The 15,396-nt window shown below is 72.5% G+C and carries 10 protein-coding genes; 8 read left to right on the top strand and 2 right to left on the bottom strand.

The window, feature by feature from the left end; genetic code table 11:
• Positions 1-9: 9 nt before the first annotated feature.
• Entirely contained in the window at positions 10-1,191 is a 1,182-nt protein-coding gene (locus tag ACZ7OH_RS23790) for an ROK family protein (protein ID WP_470282758.1), read from the top strand.
• 130 nt (positions 1,192-1,321) lie between these two features.
• Here ACZ7OH_RS23790 and ACZ7OH_RS23785 read toward each other — a convergent pair whose 3' ends face one another.
• Complete coding sequence (locus ACZ7OH_RS23785) at positions 1,322-1,501, bottom strand: DUF7455 domain-containing protein (protein WP_086862682.1); 180 nt, start codon at positions 1,499-1,501, stop codon at positions 1,322-1,324.
• A gap of 342 nt (positions 1,502-1,843) precedes the next feature.
• Between ACZ7OH_RS23785 and ACZ7OH_RS23780 the strand changes: the two genes are divergently transcribed.
• The 3 genes from ACZ7OH_RS23780 to ACZ7OH_RS23770 all read left to right on the top strand — a co-directional run bounded on the left by ACZ7OH_RS23780 (position 1,844) and on the right by ACZ7OH_RS23770 (position 5,651).
• A complete protein-coding gene (locus ACZ7OH_RS23780) occupies positions 1,844-2,641 on the top strand; it encodes an EamA family transporter (protein ID WP_470282757.1) in 798 nt (265 codons plus the stop codon).
• An 843-nt stretch (positions 2,642-3,484) separates the two neighbouring features.
• Positions 3,485-4,837 (top strand): type I glutamate--ammonia ligase, encoded by a 1,353-nt coding sequence (locus ACZ7OH_RS23775; RefSeq protein ID WP_470282756.1) that lies wholly within the window; start codon positions 3,485-3,487, stop codon positions 4,835-4,837.
• Between the two features lie 31 nt (positions 4,838-4,868).
• On the top strand, positions 4,869-5,651 hold the full coding sequence (locus ACZ7OH_RS23770; RefSeq protein WP_470282755.1) for a DUF6885 family protein: 783 nt from the start codon (positions 4,869-4,871) through the stop codon (positions 5,649-5,651).
• Here ACZ7OH_RS23770 and ACZ7OH_RS23765 read toward each other — a convergent pair.
• Entirely contained in the window at positions 5,629-7,068 is a 1,440-nt protein-coding gene (locus ACZ7OH_RS23765; RefSeq protein WP_470282889.1) for an APC family permease, read from the bottom strand. The two genes, ACZ7OH_RS23770 and ACZ7OH_RS23765, sit on opposite strands and share 23 nt — an antisense overlap.
• Positions 7,069-7,195: 127 nt before the next feature.
• On the opposite strand from ACZ7OH_RS23765, the gene malQ reads away from it, so the two are divergent.
• The 4 genes from malQ (at position 7,196) to treZ (ending at position 15,350) form a co-directional block, all read left to right on the top strand.
• The gene (malQ, locus tag ACZ7OH_RS23760) at positions 7,196-9,145 is read left to right on the top strand and encodes a 4-alpha-glucanotransferase (protein ID WP_470282754.1); all 1,950 of its coding nucleotides are present in this window, start codon (positions 7,196-7,198) and stop codon (positions 9,143-9,145) included.
• Between the two features lie 93 nt (positions 9,146-9,238).
• On the top strand, positions 9,239-11,359 hold the full coding sequence (glgX, locus tag ACZ7OH_RS23755; protein ID WP_400889691.1) for a glycogen debranching protein GlgX: 2,121 nt from the start codon (positions 9,239-9,241) through the stop codon (positions 11,357-11,359).
• Entirely contained in the window at positions 11,356-13,632 is a 2,277-nt protein-coding gene (gene treY, locus ACZ7OH_RS23750) for a malto-oligosyltrehalose synthase (RefSeq protein WP_470282753.1), read from the top strand. Before glgX ends, treY begins: the two co-directional genes overlap by 4 nt.
• The gene (treZ, locus tag ACZ7OH_RS23745) at positions 13,629-15,350 is read left to right on the top strand and encodes a malto-oligosyltrehalose trehalohydrolase (protein WP_470282752.1); all 1,722 of its coding nucleotides are present in this window, start codon (positions 13,629-13,631) and stop codon (positions 15,348-15,350) included. The genes treY and treZ overlap by 4 nt, the downstream gene beginning before the upstream one ends.
• Positions 15,351-15,396 lie beyond the last annotated feature (46 nt).

Genomic DNA, 15,396 nt, shown 5'->3' with positions numbered 1-15,396 from the left:
CAGCATGGGATGATCAAGCCCGTGTCCAGCTCACCCGTTGCTCGACCGGACGAGGTGCGCCGGCACAACCGCACGACCCTGCTCCGCCTGCTGCACGTCGGCGGGCCGAGCACCCGGGCGACCCTGGCCGCGGAGCTGGGGCTCAACCGGAGCACGATCAAGACCCTCGTCGACGGGCTCGCCGAAGCCGGTGTCGTCGAGGAGAAGGTGCCGAGGCCGGGACGAGGGGCGGGCCGCCCCTCGCTCCTGGTCCTGCCCCAGCCGCACGCGGCGGTCGTGCTCGCGGTCGACCTGCAGGTCGAGCACGTCGCGATCGCGCTGGTCGGGCTGGGCGGCCAGATCCTGGGCCGCAACAGCTGGAACCTGCGCGGCCGGATGGGCCAGCCCGACGAGGTCATCACGCACATCATCGAGTCGACGACCATCCTGGCCGGCGACCTCGACGTGACCCCGGTGGCGGCCGGGGTGTCGGTGCCCGGTGTCGTGCGGCGGGCGGACGGGCACGTGCACGAGGCCCCGAACCTGCGCTGGACCGACGTCGCCCTCGGCGAGCGGCTCGGCGGGGTGCTGCAGATCCCGATCCTGGTCGGCAACGACGCCGAGTTCGGCGCGGTCGCCGAGCACCTGCGCGGCGCGGCCCGCGGGGCGTCCGACGTGGTGTACATCTCGGCGGACGTCGGGGTCGGCGGCGGCGTCATCGCCGAAGGCTCGGCGCTGCGCGGCGGCTCGGGCTACGTCGGCGAGATCGGGCACATGGTGATCCGCCCGGACGGGCGCGCCTGCTACTGCGGCAGCAGCGGCTGCTGGGAGACCGAGGTCGGCGAGGCGGCGCTGTGCCGGGCGCTCGGGCTGCCGGAGGACACGGCGCGTGGCGCGATCCTGTTCGAGCTGCGCGAGCTGGGCCGCGACCCGGAGGCGGCGCTGACCCGGCTCGCGGAGTTCGCCGAATGGCTGACGCTGGGGCTGATCAACGTCGTCAACCTGCTCGGGCCGCAGCTGGTGATCCTCGGCGACCTGCTGACGGTGCTGCCGGAGGCGGTGCTGCGGCACGTCGGCACCGAGGTGCGGCGGCGCAGCCTGGTGAGCCGCGCGGTCGGCGGCACCCGGATCGTCAGTTCCGCGCTGGGGGCCGACGGGAAGCTGCTCGGCGCCGCGGAAGTGGCGTTCGAAGTGGTGCTGGATTCTGTCTGATTTCTTGTCCGCTTTCGTGTCCGCAATCACTTCGGTTCGCGGCCGTACCGTGATTTCGGACACGCAGTTTGCAAGATGCAGAAAGGCGGCCGGCGCCTGTGCGCACCGGCCGCCTTTCGCGTCTGGGTCGTTACCGCTGGATGTCGGCGGACAGTTCCTTGAGCTTGGCCTCGTGCTCGCGGGCGTGGTGCCCGCAGAAGAGCAGTTCGCCGCCTCCGGAGAGGACAGCGCGTACCTGAGCTGCTGCTCCGCACCGGTCACAGCGGTCGGCGGCGGTCAGTTCGGGGCGGGTGAGCGTCGGCGTTGTCATGGGGGTCTCCCTCCGTCCCGGCACCGGTTGCCCGGTGCCATCGATCCAGCTACGCCCACTTCGGGAGTGATGCCGCCGGCGGCGATCGCCTTCGGCTCCGCGGTGTTCGTGCTTCCACTCTTCCAGACGTTTCGCGGCTCGCAAGTGTTCCCGCGCCGGTGGGACCTGAGTCACGCCGATTTACCCCGGATGTCGTAGCCGCGTCCCGCAATGCAGGAGACGAATACCCGGAGAGTTACGTTTTCCGTGGTCAGGCACCATGAGGTGGTGAGTACGGTGACTTCGCCCCGAGGGGTTTCCCGGGTACCCGCTCCGCTCTTGTTCGTTCTCAGCGGAATTTCGATGTACGCGGGCGCGGCCATCGCGGTCGATCTTTTCGGCCACGCGACACCGGCGGGGGTGGCGTGGCTGCGGTGCCTCGGCGCGGCGGTGGTGCTGCTGGCGTGGCGCCGTCCCGGGCGGGCGGCGTGGCGCGGTCGCGGGCTGTGGCTGGCGATCGTGTTCGGCGTGGTGACGGCGGGCATGAACGTGCTCTTCTACGAGGCGATCGCACGCCTCCCGCTGGGCACGGTGGTGGCGCTGGAGTTCGCCGGCCCGGTCCTGGTGGCGGCGTTCGGATCGCGGTCGCTGCGGGACGTGCTGGCGGTGGTCCTGGTGGCGTGCGGCGTGGTGGCGATCGCGGACGTCCAGCTGTCCGGGTCCGTGCCGGGGGTGCTGTTCGCGTTCGGCGCGGCGGCGGCTTGGGCGGGGTACATAGTGCTGGGCAAGAGGGTGGCTTCGAGGTCCTCCTCGGGCTTGGACAGCCTGGCGATCGGCTTCGCGGCGGCGACGGTGGTGCTGTCGCCGCTGGCGTTCGGGACGGGGGCGGTGTGGTCTTCGCCACGGATGCTGCTGTCGGGCGTCGGGGTGGGGGTGCTGTCGACTGTGGTGCCGTACGCGCTGGACCAGGTGGTCTTGCGGCGGCTGGGGCAGGCTCGGTTCGCCGTGTTGTTGGCTTTGCTGCCGGTGACGGCCGGGGTGATGGGGTTCGTGCTGCTGGGGCAGGTGCCTTCGGTGCCGGAGGCGGTGGGGACGTTGGCCGTGGTGGCGGGGGTGGCGCTGCGGAGCCGGGACGGGGCGGTGCCGGAGCCGCCGGGGTGACGCGGGCTTGAGTTCGGCTGTGGTTCGGCTGCGCGGGGATGGGCCGGAGAAGCCCCCTGGGGCCGCTTTGGCCGAGCGGATGGCCCACTCCTTGTGCGGGCCCGGATGGGTCACTTCGCGATCCCCTGGGTGCGAGGAGCGCACCGACCCGCGCCTCTGGGTGCATGAGGCGCACCGAGGGCTGTCTTGGGCGCTTGGGTTGTGCGGAGGCCACTCTGATTGGGGCGAGCGCACCGAGGCCACTTCGGTCGTGCTGGCGAACCGACGGCGGCCCTGGCCCGACCTGGGTCGCGAACCAGGCTGGCCGCCTGGCAGGCGCGGCCGACGTCACCGGACGTCCTGAACGACCCATCCAAGACTCCTGGCCGACGCCCGGCGAGGGCACGGGCGATGCCTTGAACGACTCATTGAGGTCTCGGGAGGTCCTGAATGAGTCATCCAAGACCTCGGCCGAGCCGAGTTGCCCACAGGCGACCAGTGATGTGGACAACCGAGCCCAGCCAACCGCTCGCAGAGGGTTTTCGTCGGGCCCCGCCGATACGCTGGACAGGGGACGCCCCCAGGGAAGGGCGGGGTGTCGGCTGGCCAGGCGGAGGAGCAGGACAGGTGGCGCGGGCGAGGCGGCGGCTCGGCGGCCTGGGCCTGGTCAACTACTCGTTTACCTTTCCGGACGACCTGAACGGGTCGCTCATGTCGTCGCAGCGCGGCGGGCCTTGCGCATCGCCGCCGAGCTGGTCGCGCAAGCCCGACTCAGGACGGGGGCGCGCCCCGGCCCGGATCGTGATGGCCGTCGCCGTCGGTGACCGGGATACTTACCTCCGGGCCGAGCGGAAGCAGGTGGTCATGACCAAAGCGGCGTCGGCGGCGGCGAAGGACTTCGCGGCCGCCGGGGTGGGTGGGGTCCACCTCGCCTGGGCGGACAACAACGGCATCCCGCGCTCGCGCATCGTCCCTGTCGCCGGGCTCGCCGAGGCCGCCACCCGTGGCGTCGGGGCCACCTCGCTCTTCGCCGTCTTCGACAGCCACGACGCCATCACCTACGGCCACGCCGGCCTCGCCACGCCCTCCGGGGACATCCGGCTCGTGCCCGTCGTCGAGCGGCTGCGGCGGCTCGCCGGGCAGCCCGCGCTCGCCTGGGCGCCCGTGCGGCAGGTCACCCAGGACGGCGAGCCCTGGCCGTATTGCCAGCGCGCCGTCCTCGAAGCGCAGGTCGCCGAGGGCGCGCGGCGGGGGCTGGAGTTCCGGGCGGGCTACGAGCTCGAGTTCGCCGTCGCGCCCGCGGGGAGTGCCGGCATTACCGAGAACCCCGGGCACCCCGGGCCCGCCTACAGCCCGCACGCCCTCATCGGCCTCGACGGCTTCGTCGCCGCCCTGCTGCACGACTTCGCCGCCAACGGCCTGCGGATCGGCCAGCTGCACGCCGAGTACGGCGTCGCGCAGCTCGAGCTCTCGCTCGCCGCCACCGACCCCGTCTCCGCCGCCGACGACCAGCTCCTGGCCCGCCAGACCATCCACGCCGCCGCCCGCACGCACGGCCTCGTCGCCAGCTTCGCGCCGCTGATCGGGCTCGGCGCCGCCGGCAACGGCTGGCACCTGCACACCTCCGTCCGCCGCAAGGGCCGCAACCTCCTCGAACCCGGCGGCGACGGCAGACCGGCCGACGAGGGCTACCTCGCCGGGCTCCTGCGCGACCTCCCGGCGCTGACCGCGATCACCGCGCCGAGCGTCCCGTCGACCCTGCGGCTGCGCCCCGGCTTCTTCGCGGGCGCGTACGCCTTCTGGGGCGTCGAGAACCGCGAAGCGCCGCTGAGGTACGTACCGGGCTCGCCGCTGCTGGGCGCCGACCACGCGAACGTCGAGCTCAAGACGTCCGACGCCTCGGCCAACCCCTACCTCGCGCTGGCCGTCGTGCTCGCAGCCGGGATGGCCGGCATCGAAGACGCGGTCGCGCTGCCCGACCCGATCGCGGAGGACCCCGGCGGCTGGACCGAAGGCGAACGCGAAACGCGCGGCGTGCGCCGGCTGCCGGCCGACACCGTCGAACAGGACGCCGCGCTGCTCGCTTCGCCGCGGATCGCCGGCGTGCTCGGCGACGAGCTCCTGGGCGCGTTCCGCGCGGTCCGGGCGTCGGACGCGGCGTGGGCGGCCGAGCGGAGCGTCGAGGAGATCGTCGCCGCACACCTGTGGCGCTATTGAGGACCGGAAAAGGAAGTCGCTGAGGGGACCGATGTCTTCGGGGATCGACGGCGGGCAGCTCGACCTGTCCGGGGTGCGGTGGCTGCCGGGCGGCGCCCGGCTGGCCGCGGTGGCCCAGGCGGAGCTGCCCCAGAAGGACGGCCTGGCCGCGGCGTTCTGCGGCCTGGCGGCGCTGCGCGCGGCCGGGCTCGACGTGCTCGACCAGGACGCCGTCGCGGTGGCCGCAGGCACCGTCCGCGGGCCGGTCGTGCGCCCGCGGGGCGAGGCGGGGCGGCCGGACTTCCGGCTGCCGGTGCCGCTGGTCGACGACCCGGCCGCGGCGGGAACGCGAGTTTCCGGGCTGGCTACGGCGATCGGCGCGCTGTCGGGCGGCGCCCTCGCGGCGGTGCCGGTGACGGGGGAGTGGACCACCGAGACGCTCTTCGACCTGCTGGCCGGCCTCTGGGACATCCCGCGCGTCGCGGTGATCGCCCGGATCGACGCCGCCGAGCTCGGCGCGCACGACACCCCGGAGCGCGCGCTGCTCGACTACCTCGACACGGGCATCCCTCCACTGTGGACGTCCCGCTGGCGTCCGCCCGGCGGCCACTTCGTGCTGGTGGCGGGCATCCGCATCGGCGCGGAAGGCACGCTGCTGTCCGTTGTGGACACTTACCCGTCGTTCGGGGACAACGGAATCCACGACCAGCCGGTCGAGTGGATGACGGCGGCGCTGGCCGGGCTGGGGGTCCTGGTGGTCGTAGACGCGGACCAGGAAGCGGCCACGCGCGAGGCGGCCCGCGTCGCCGGCCTCACTCCGTCCTACTGGGACTGACCTCCGAGCCGGTCGCGAAGCGGGAGTGCTTGCGGCCGTAGGCGAAGTAGATCACCAAACCGATCACCAGCCACGCCGCGAAGCGGATCCAGGTCAGCACGTTCAAGTTGAGCGTCAGGTAGAAGCATGCCAGCGCCGCCAAGATCGGGACCACCGGCGAGAACGGCACCCTGAACGGCCGCTCGAGGTCGGGACGGCGGCGGCGCAGCACCGGGACCGCCACCGCCACGATGATCATCGCCGACAGCGCACCGATGCTGACCATGTCGGCCAGCTCGGAGATCGGGATGAACGCCGCCAGTACGGCGATCAGCGCCGCGCCGCCGATGGTCATCCGGTGCGGGGTGCCCCACTTCGGGTGCGCCGTGCCGAGGGCCTTCGGGAGCAGGCCGTCGCGGCCCATCGCGAAGCCGATGCGGCCGATCGTCACCAGCTCGACCATCATCACCGACGTCAGGCCGGTCACCGCGCCGAGCGAGATGAGCGCGCCGACCCAGTGCTGGCCGACCCGGTCGAACGCGTCGGCCAGCGGCGCGCCCGTGTCGATGTCGGTGAACGGGATCATGCCGGTCAGCACGATCGACACGCCGATGTAGAGCAGCGCGCACACGCCGAGCGCGCCGAGGATGCCGACGCGCAGGTCCTTGCGCGGGTTGAGCGTCTCCTCGCCGAGGTTGGCGAGCGCCTCGAAGCCGGTGTAGGCGAAGAACACGATCGCGGCGGCGGTGACCATGCCGGCGATGCCGTAGACCGACTGCTCCAGGCCGAGCGCGGCCTGTACGAGCGGCTGCTCCAGCACCGTCGACCCGCTCGCGGCCGGCTGGGCCGGCGGGATGAACGGCGTCAGGTTCGCGCCCTTGACGAAGAACAGGCCGACCGCCAGGACCAGCACGCACACCGCGACCTTCACGCAGACGAGCAGGTTCGTCAGCCAGGCCGACTCCTTGATCCCCAGCACGGCGACCACGGTCAGCACGGCGATGATCAGCACCGCGCCGATGTTGACCTTCGCGTCCTCGCCGAACCACTCCGGCGACAGCCCGAGCAGGTTGGCGAGGTAGCCGGACCAGCCGCGCGACACCACGGCGGCGCCCAGCGCGAACTCCAGCAGCAGGTCCCAGCCGATGATCCAAGCGAAGATCTCGCCGAGGGTGGCGAAGGCGTAGGTGTAGGCGCTTCCGGCGGTCGGGACGCTCGAGGCGAGCTCGGCGTAGCAGAGCGCCGCGAGGCCGGCGACGACCGCGCCGAGCACGAACGACAGCGTCACCGACGGCCCGGCGTGGGTCTTCGCCTCGACGCCCGCGAGGGTGAAGATCCCGGTGCCGATGATGATCCCGATGCCGAAGCCGACCAGGTCGCGCCCGCGCAGCCGCCGCTTGAGCTCCCCCGAGTCCTGGCGCTTCAGGACTTCGTCCACGTTCAAGGTTCTCCGCACACCCATGAGGAGAAGTTAGAAGGTCACGGGGATTCGCGCAGATCGGCTCCCGGAGTGACGCTGGGCCGTGCAGATGGCGGGAACGGCCCAGCACCGGAATGCTGGTCCCGTGCCCGACGAGATCCCCGCCCGCAGCGCCCTGCACCAGCTCGCCGACCGCCACGGCGTCGCCACCCGGTACGAGAACGCCGACCAGGAGTGGGTCGAAGTCGAAGACGACGTCGTCGTCGCCGTGCTGGGCCAGTTCGGGGTCGACGCCACCAGCGACGACGCCGTCGCCGCCGCCCTGTCCGAGCAGGCTCCCGACCGGCTGCCGCCGACCATCGTGCTCAAGGAGGGCACCGGCCGGCCGCTGCCCGCGGACGCCGAGGTGATCCTCGAAGACGGGTCCCGGCGCCGGGTGACCGGCGCGCTGCCGGACGACCTGCCGCTCGGCTGGCACCGGGTGGTCACCGCCGGGCAGGACGTCGTGCTCGCCGTCGTGCCCGCGAAGCTGCCGGACGTCCCGCCTGCCTGGGGCTGGATGCTGCAGCTCTACGCCCTGCACTCGGCCGGCTCCTGGGGCATCGGCGACTACGCCGACCTCGCCACCTTCGCCGCCCGCTCGGCCTCGGAGCTGGACGCCGGCGTCCTGCTGGTCAACCCCGTCCAGGCCTTCAGCCCGGCCCACCCGGTCGAGCGGTCGCCGTACTCGCCCGCGAGCCGGCGCTTCGCCAACCCGATCTACCTGCGCGTCACCGCGACCGAGACGTTCGAGCAGGCCGACGCCGCCACGCAGGAGGCGGTCGTCTCGCTCGCCCCGGACCGCGACGGCGAGCTGATCGACTACGACGCCGTCTGGACGGCGAAGCGCGCCGCCCTCGAACTGCTCTGGCCGCACCGCGTCGAAGAGCTGCCCACGGACGCCGACCTCGAAGACTTCGCCCTCTTCTGCGCCCTCGCCAAGCAGCACGGCGCCGACTGGCGGGACTGGCCGGAGCCGCTGCGCGACCCGGCCGGCCCCGAAGTCGAGAAGGCCCGCGAAGAGCTGAAGGAGCGCGTCGGCTTCCACACGTGGCTGCAGCACCTCTGCCGGATCCAGCTGGAAGAGGCCCGCAGGAAGGCCCGCGAAGCCGGGATGACCGTCGGGATCGTGCACGACCTGCCGGTCGGCGTGCACCCCGGCGGGGCCGACACCTGGGCGGTGCGGGACGTCTTCGCCGCCGACGTCCGCGTCGGCGCGCCGCCGGACGCCTTCAACCAGCAGGGCCAGGACTGGAACCTGCCGCCGTGGCGGCCGGACAAGCTCGCCGAAGCCGGCTACGCGCCGTTCCGGGACGTCATCCGCGGCGTCCTGCGGTACGCCGACGGCATCCGCGTCGACCACATCGCCGGGCTCTGGCGGCTGTGGTGGATCCCACCGGGCGAGCCCGCGCACCGCGGCACGTACGTCCACTACGACGCCGAGGCCATGGTCGGTGTGCTCGCGCTGGAGGCGCACCGGGCCGGCGCGGTCGTCGTGGGGGAGGACCTCGGCACGGTTGAGGAGACGGTCACCGAGACCATGCACGAGCGCGGCATGCTCAGCTCGGCCGTGCTGTGGTTCGAACGCGACTGGGACGCGCCGGGCAAGCCGTTCACGCGCCCGGCCACCTGGGACCCGGAGGCCATGGCCAGCATCTCCACCCACGACCTGCCGACCGTCTCCGGCTGGCTGGAGGGGGAGCACGTCCGCGTCCGGGCCGAGCTGGGCCTGCTGGACCGGGGCGTCGAAGCGGAGGAAGAAGCGGCCGCCGCCGAACGGCAAGCGCTGCGGGAACTCCTTGCCCGGGAAGGGATTCCGGAAGACGACATGGTCGTCGCGCTGCACACCCTGCTCGCGCGAGCGGCATCCCGGCTGGTGCTGACGTCTCCGGCCGACGTCGCGGGCCAGGTGCGGCAGCCGAATCTGCCCGGGACAGTCGACCAGTACCCTAACTGGCGGATTCCCCTTCCCGTCAGCGTCGACGGCTTCTTCACCGCGAAGGGGGTGCGCGCCGCGGTGGCGCCGCTGGCAGCGGCGCGTCCGTTGCCCGGGTAACGGGTACTCCCCGGCGTACGACCCCCGCAGTGATGCGCGTCCGCGAGCGCGGACGCGCCCGGAACAACCCTGTGAAAGCTCGAGGAGACCCCAGTGCGGCCCTGGCCCGGAACGCCCTACCCGCTCGGCGCGACCTACGACGGAGTCGGGACGAACTTCGCCCTGTTCTCCGAGGTCGCCGAGCGAGTCGAACTGTGCCTGTTCGACGCCGAGGGCAACGAGACGCGGTACGCGCTCGAAGAGGTGGACGGCTTCGTCCACCACGGCTACCTGCTCAACGTCGGCCCCGGCCAGCGCTACGGGTTCCGGGTGCACGGCCCGTACGACCCGGCCCGCGGCCTGCGCTGCAACCCGAACAAGCTGCTCATCGACCCGTACGCGAAGGCCGTCTCGCACGGCGTGAAGTGGGACGAATCGCTCTTCGGCTACCAGTTCGGCAACCCGGAGGAGCGCAACGACGCCGACTCCGCCGGCCGGGTGCCGTACTCGCTGGTGGCGAGCCCGTTCTTCGACTGGGGTAACGACCGCCAGCCGAAGCGGCCGTACAACGAGACGGTCATCTACGAAGCCCACGTCAAGGGCATGACGGTGAACCACCCGTTCGTGCCGGAGGCGCTGCGGGGCACGTACGCCGGGATGGCGCACCCCGCCGTCGTCGAGCACCTGCAGAAGCTCGGCGTGACGGCGGTCGAGCTGCTGCCGGTGCACCAGTTCGTCTCCGACCACGGGCTGGAGGAGAAGGGCCTCACGAACTACTGGGGCTACAACACGATCGGCTACTTCGCGCCGCACGACGCCTACGCCGCGATGCCCGGCGAGGGCGGCCAGGTCCAGGAGTTCAAGGGGATGGTGAAGGCCTTCCACGAGGCCGGCATCGAAGTGATCCTCGACGTGGTTTACAACCACACCGCCGAGGGCAACCACCTCGGGCCGACGCTGTCGATGCGGGGCATCGACAACGAGGCCTACTACCGGCTGGTGGAGGGGGAGCCCGAGTACTACATGGACTACACCGGCACCGGGAACTCCCTCAACGTGCGCAACCCGCACACCCTGCAGCTGATCATGGACTCGCTGCGGTACTGGGTGACGGAGATGCACGTCGACGGCTTCCGCTTCGACCTCGCCTCGGCCCTGGCGCGCGAGTTCTACGACGTCGACCGGCTGTCCACGTTCTTCGACCTCGTGCAGCAGGACCCGATCGTCAGCCAGGTGAAGCTGATCGCCGAGCCGTGGGACGTCGGTCCCGGTGGCTACCAGGTCGGCAACTTCCCGCCGCTGTGGACGGAGTGGAACGGGCAGTACCGCGACACCGTCCGCGACTTCTGGCGTGGCGAGCCCTCGACGCTGGGCGAGTTCGCGTCGCGGATCACCGGCTCGTCCGACCTCTACCAGGACGACGGCCGCCGCCCGTTCGCGTCGATCAACTTCGTCACCGCGCACGACGGCTTCACGCTGCGGGACCTGGTGTCCTACAACGAAAAGCACAACGAGGCCAACGGCGAGGACGGCCGCGACGGCGCCGACGACAACCGGTCGTGGAACTGCGGGGTCGAGGGCGAGACCGACGACCCGGAGGTCAACGAGCTGCGCGCCCGCCAGCAGCGCAACATGCTGGCGACGGTGATGCTGTCGCAGGGCGTGCCGATGATCCTGCACGGCGACGAGTTCGGCCGGACCCAGCAGGGCAACAACAACGTCTACTGCCAGGACTCCGAGCTGTCCTGGATGGACTGGGAGCTGGCCACCGAGCACGCCGACCTGGTCCGGTTCACCGGCGGGCTGGGCGCGTTCCGGCACCGCCACCCGGTGTTCCGCCGCCGCCGGTTCTTCCAGGGCGGCCCGGTCGGCAAGGGCGACAAGCTCGGCGACATCGCCTGGTTCACCCCGGCCGGCGAGGAGATGACCGAGCAGAACTGGGACGACGGCTTCGGCAAGGCGGTCGTCGTCTTCCTCAACGGCCAGGCCATCCCGGACCTCGACCCGCGCGGGATGCACGTCGAGGACGACTCGTTCCTGCTCGCGTTCAATGCGCACTACGAGGACATCGACGCCAAGCTGCCGGGCAACGGCTACGGCCAGGCCTGGACGGTCGTCGTCGACACGGCGACCGGCGAGGTCGAGCCCCTCGACGCGAAACCCATCGAAGGGGGCGGCCAGCTCACCCTGCCCGCCCGGTCCCTGATCGTGCTGCAGCGGACGGAGCCCGCATGACGGTGCCGGAGTCGACCTACCGGGTGCAGCTGCGCCCGGAGTTCCCGTTCGGTGACGCCGCCGGCATCGCCGGTTACCTGCGCGACCTGGGCATCGGCGCGCTCTACGCATCGCCGGTGCTGGACGCGGCACCCGGCTCGACCCACGGTTACGACGTCGTCGACCCGACGCGCGCGCGGCCGGAGCTGGGCGGCGAGGCGGCGCGCCAGGAGCTCAGCGCGCTGCTGAAGGAGCTCGGGCTCGGGCTGGTGGTCGACATCGTGCCGAACCACATGTCGGTCGAGGTGCCGAAGCTCAACCGCTGGTGGTGGGACGTGCTCGAGCGCGGCCGCGACTCCGAGTACGCGTCCTTCTTCGACATCGACTGGGAGCGCGGCCCGCTGCTGCTGCCCGTGCTCGGCGACGACGACGCCGTCGCCGAGCTGTCGGTCGAGGACGGCGAGCTGGCCTACTACGACCACCGCTTCCCGATCGCGCCCGGCACGGAAGCCGGGACGCCCCAGGAGGTCCACGAGCGCCAGCACTACCGCCTGATCGGCTGGCGCCGCGGCAACGCGGAGCTGGGCTACCGCCGGTTCTTCGACATCACGAACCTGGCCGCGGTCCGCGTCGAGGACCCGAAGGTGTTCGCCGAGACGCACGGCGAGGTCCTGCGCTGGGTCGCCGACGGCGACGTCACCGGCCTGCGCGTCGACCACCCGGACGGCCTCGCCGACCCGGGCGGCTACTTCCGGCGGCTGCGGGAGAACGCGCCGAACGCGTGGATCGTCGCGGAGAAGATCCTGCACCCGGGCGAGCCGCTGCCGCAGAGCTGGCCGGTCGACGGCACCACCGGCTACGACGCCCTGCGCGAGATCGCCGGCGTCTTCGTCGACCCGGCGGGCGAGCCCGGCTTCACCGAGCTGGCCACCGAACTGGGCGTGAAGACCGGCTACCACCGCGTCGAGGCCGAGGCCCGGCGGCTGGTCACCGACCGCATCCTCGTCGCCGAGGTCCGGCGGATCGCGGCGCTGCTGCGCGGGCTGGACCAGGACGCGGCGCGCGCGGCCGTCGCCGAGACCATGATCGCGTTCCCCGTCTACCGCTCGTACCTGCCCGAAGGCGCGGCGCACTGGGCGGCCGCGATCGCCGGGGCGCGGCAAGCCCGGCCCGACCTCGGCGCCGCGCTGGACGCCCTCGACGCGCAGGTCCGCGCCGAGCCGGACGGCGAGCTGGCCACCCGGCTGCAGCAGACCTCCGGCATGGTCGTGGCCAAGGGCACCGAGGACACGACGTTCTACCGCTACACCCGCTTCGCCGCGCTCAACGAGGTCGGCGGCAACCCGGACCGGTTCGGCCTGGACGTCGAGGAGTTCCACCGCCTGGCGGCCGAGCGCGAGGCCGGGCACCCGGCCGCGATGACGACGCTGACCACGCACGACACCAAGCGCTCGGAGGACACCCGCGCGCGGATGGCCGTGCTGGCCGAGCTGCCCGGCGAGTTCGCCGACGCCGTCCGCCGGTGGACGGTGCGCCGCGGGATCGCCGAGCCGGCGCTGAACCTCCTCGCCTGGCAGACGCTGGTGTCGACCTGGCCGATCGAGCCGGACCGGCTGCGCGGCTACCTCGACAAGGCGGCCAAGGAGGCCAAGCTCCGGACCAGCTGGACCGACCACGACGAGACGTTCGAGGCCGACGTCGCCGCGTGGCCGGCGGACGTCATCGGTGACGCCGAGCTGGCGGCGGACATCGAAGCGTTCGTCGCGCGGATCGAGCGGCCCGGCTACGCGAACTCGCTGGGCCAGAAGCTCGTCCAGCTGACCGCGCCCGGCGTCCCCGACGTCTACCAGGGCACCGAGCTGTGGGACTTCTCGCTGGTCGACCCGGACAACCGCCGTCCGGTCGACTACGCGGTCCGCCGCGAGATCCTGGCCCGGGTCGCCGATGGCGAGCAGCCGGAGATCGACGCGTCCGGCGCGGCGAAGCTCCTGGTCGTGCACAAGGCACTGCGGCTGCGCCGCGAACACCCGGCGCTGTTCCGCGGCTACCGGCCGCTGCGGGCCGAAGGCGCGGCCGCGAAGCACGTCCTGGCCTTCACGCGCTCCGCGGACCTGGCCGTCGCGGTGACCCGGCTGCCGGTCGGGCTCGAGGCCGGCGGCGGCTGGGGCGACACCGTGCTGCCGCTGCCCGACGGCGTCTGGACCGACGTCCTGACCGGCCGCGACGCGACTCCGGACGTGGCCACCCTGTTCGACCGGTATCCCGTCGCGTTGCTGGTGCGAGGAGAGGCATGAGGTTCAGCGTGTGGGCCCCGGCCGCCGGTCGGGTCCGGGTGAGCGTCGACGCCGGCGTGCACGAGATGACCGCCGGCGAGGGCGGCTGGTGGCACGCCGAGGCCGAGGGCATCAACTACGCCTTCCTGCTGGACGACGACGAGAAGCGGCTGCCCGACCCGAGGTCGCGGTGGCAGCCCCACGGCGTCCACCAGGAGTCGCGCGTCTACGACCACGCCGAGTTCGACTGGACGGACGACGCCTGGCACGGCCGCCAGCTCCCCGGCGGGGTCGTCTACGAGCTGCACATCGGCACCTTCACCGAGGGCGGCACCTTCGACGCGGCGATCGACCGGCTCGGCCACCTCGTCGAGCTCGGCATCACCCACGTCGAGCTGCTGCCGGTCAACTCCTTCGACGGCACCGCCGGCTGGGGCTACGACGGCGTCCTCTGGGGCGCGGTCCACGAGCCCTACGGCGGGCCGGACGGCTTCAAGCGGTTCGTCGACGCGGCGCACGCGCGGGGGCTGGCCGTCGTGCTCGACGTCGTCTACAACCACCTCGGGCCGTCGGGGGCCTACCTCGACAAGTTCGGGCCGTACTTCGCCGGGCAGAACGACTGGGGCCCCGGCCTCAACCTCGACGGCGCCGGCTCGGACGAGGTCCGCCGGTACGTCGTCGACAACGCCCTGAGCTGGTTCCGCGACTTCCACGTCGACGCGCTGCGCCTGGACGCGGTGCACGCGCTGCTCGACCGGCGCGCGGTCCACCTGCTCGAACAGCTCGCCACCGAGACCGAGGCGCTGTCGGCGGCGTTGAACCGGCCGCTGACGCTGATCGCCGAGTCCGACCTGAACGACCCGCGGCTGGTGACCCCCCGCGAGCGCGGCGGGTACGGCCTGCACGCCCAGTGGTCGGACGACTTCCACCACGCCCTGCACGTCAAGCTCACCGGCGAGACGTCCGGTTACTACACGGACTTCGCCGCGCAGGACGCCGTCGAGCGGGTCCTGCGCGAGGTGTTCTTCCACGCCGGGACCTGGTCGTCGTTCCGGGAGCGGACGCACGGCCGCCCGGTCGACACCCGGACCGTGCCGGGCCACCGCTTCCTCGCCTACCTGCAGAACCACGACCAGATCGGCAACCGCGCGACCGGCGACCGGCTGTCCGCGACCGTGTCCCGGGACCGGCTGGCCTGCGGCGCGGCGATCCTGTTCTGCTCGCCGTTCACGCCGATGGTGTTCATGGGGGAGGAGTGGGCGGCGAGCACGCCGTGGCAGTTCTTCGCCTCCTTCCCGGACCCGGAGCTCGCCGAGGCGGTCCGCACGGGCCGCCGCCGCGAGTTCGCCCGGCACGGCTGGGGCGAGTCCGAGGTGCCCGACCCGATGGACCCGGCCACGGTCGACCGCTCCCGGCTCGACTGGGCCGAGGCCGACCAGCCCGGTCACCGCGAGGTGCTGGACCTGTACCGAGCGTTGATCCGGCTGCGCCGCGACCACCCCGAGCTCGCGGACCCCCGGGTCGGCGACCTGCGCGTCGACTCCGCGCCGGACGGGTCCTGGCTCGTGCTGCACCGCGGCGCGCTGCGGCTGGCCGTCAACTTCGGCGAAGGCCCGGTCACGCTCCCGCTTGGGGCCACGACGACCCTGCTGACCTGGGCGGAAGCCACTGTGGACGGGGGTGCCGCGCAGCTGCCGCCGGACACCTTCGTCCTCGTCGAAACGGCGGCGGCCCGGTAACCGTCCCGGTATAGGGGCGCGGGGGACGGGCCGGATCTGGGACGAT

This window comes from Amycolatopsis sp. NPDC114478, from assembly GCF_055633805.1.
Note: the sequence above shows the minus strand (reverse complement) of the source record. Positions and strands in the feature narration are given on the sequence as shown.

Coding starts and splice junctions, on each gene's coding strand:
- ACZ7OH_RS23790 (WP_470282758.1), top strand. CDS start 10: ATGATCAAGCCCGTGTCCAGCTCACCCGTTGCTCGACCGGACGAGGTG.
- ACZ7OH_RS23785 (WP_086862682.1), bottom strand. CDS start 1,501: ATGACAACGCCGACGCTCACCCGCCCCGAACTGACCGCCGCCGACCGC.
- ACZ7OH_RS23780 (WP_470282757.1), top strand. CDS start 1,844: ATGTACGCGGGCGCGGCCATCGCGGTCGATCTTTTCGGCCACGCGACA.
- ACZ7OH_RS23775 (WP_470282756.1), top strand. CDS start 3,485: ATGACCAAAGCGGCGTCGGCGGCGGCGAAGGACTTCGCGGCCGCCGGG.
- ACZ7OH_RS23770 (WP_470282755.1), top strand. CDS start 4,869: ATGTCTTCGGGGATCGACGGCGGGCAGCTCGACCTGTCCGGGGTGCGG.
- treY (WP_470282753.1), top strand. CDS start 11,356: ATGACGGTGCCGGAGTCGACCTACCGGGTGCAGCTGCGCCCGGAGTTC.
- treZ (WP_470282752.1), top strand. CDS start 13,629: ATGAGGTTCAGCGTGTGGGCCCCGGCCGCCGGTCGGGTCCGGGTGAGC.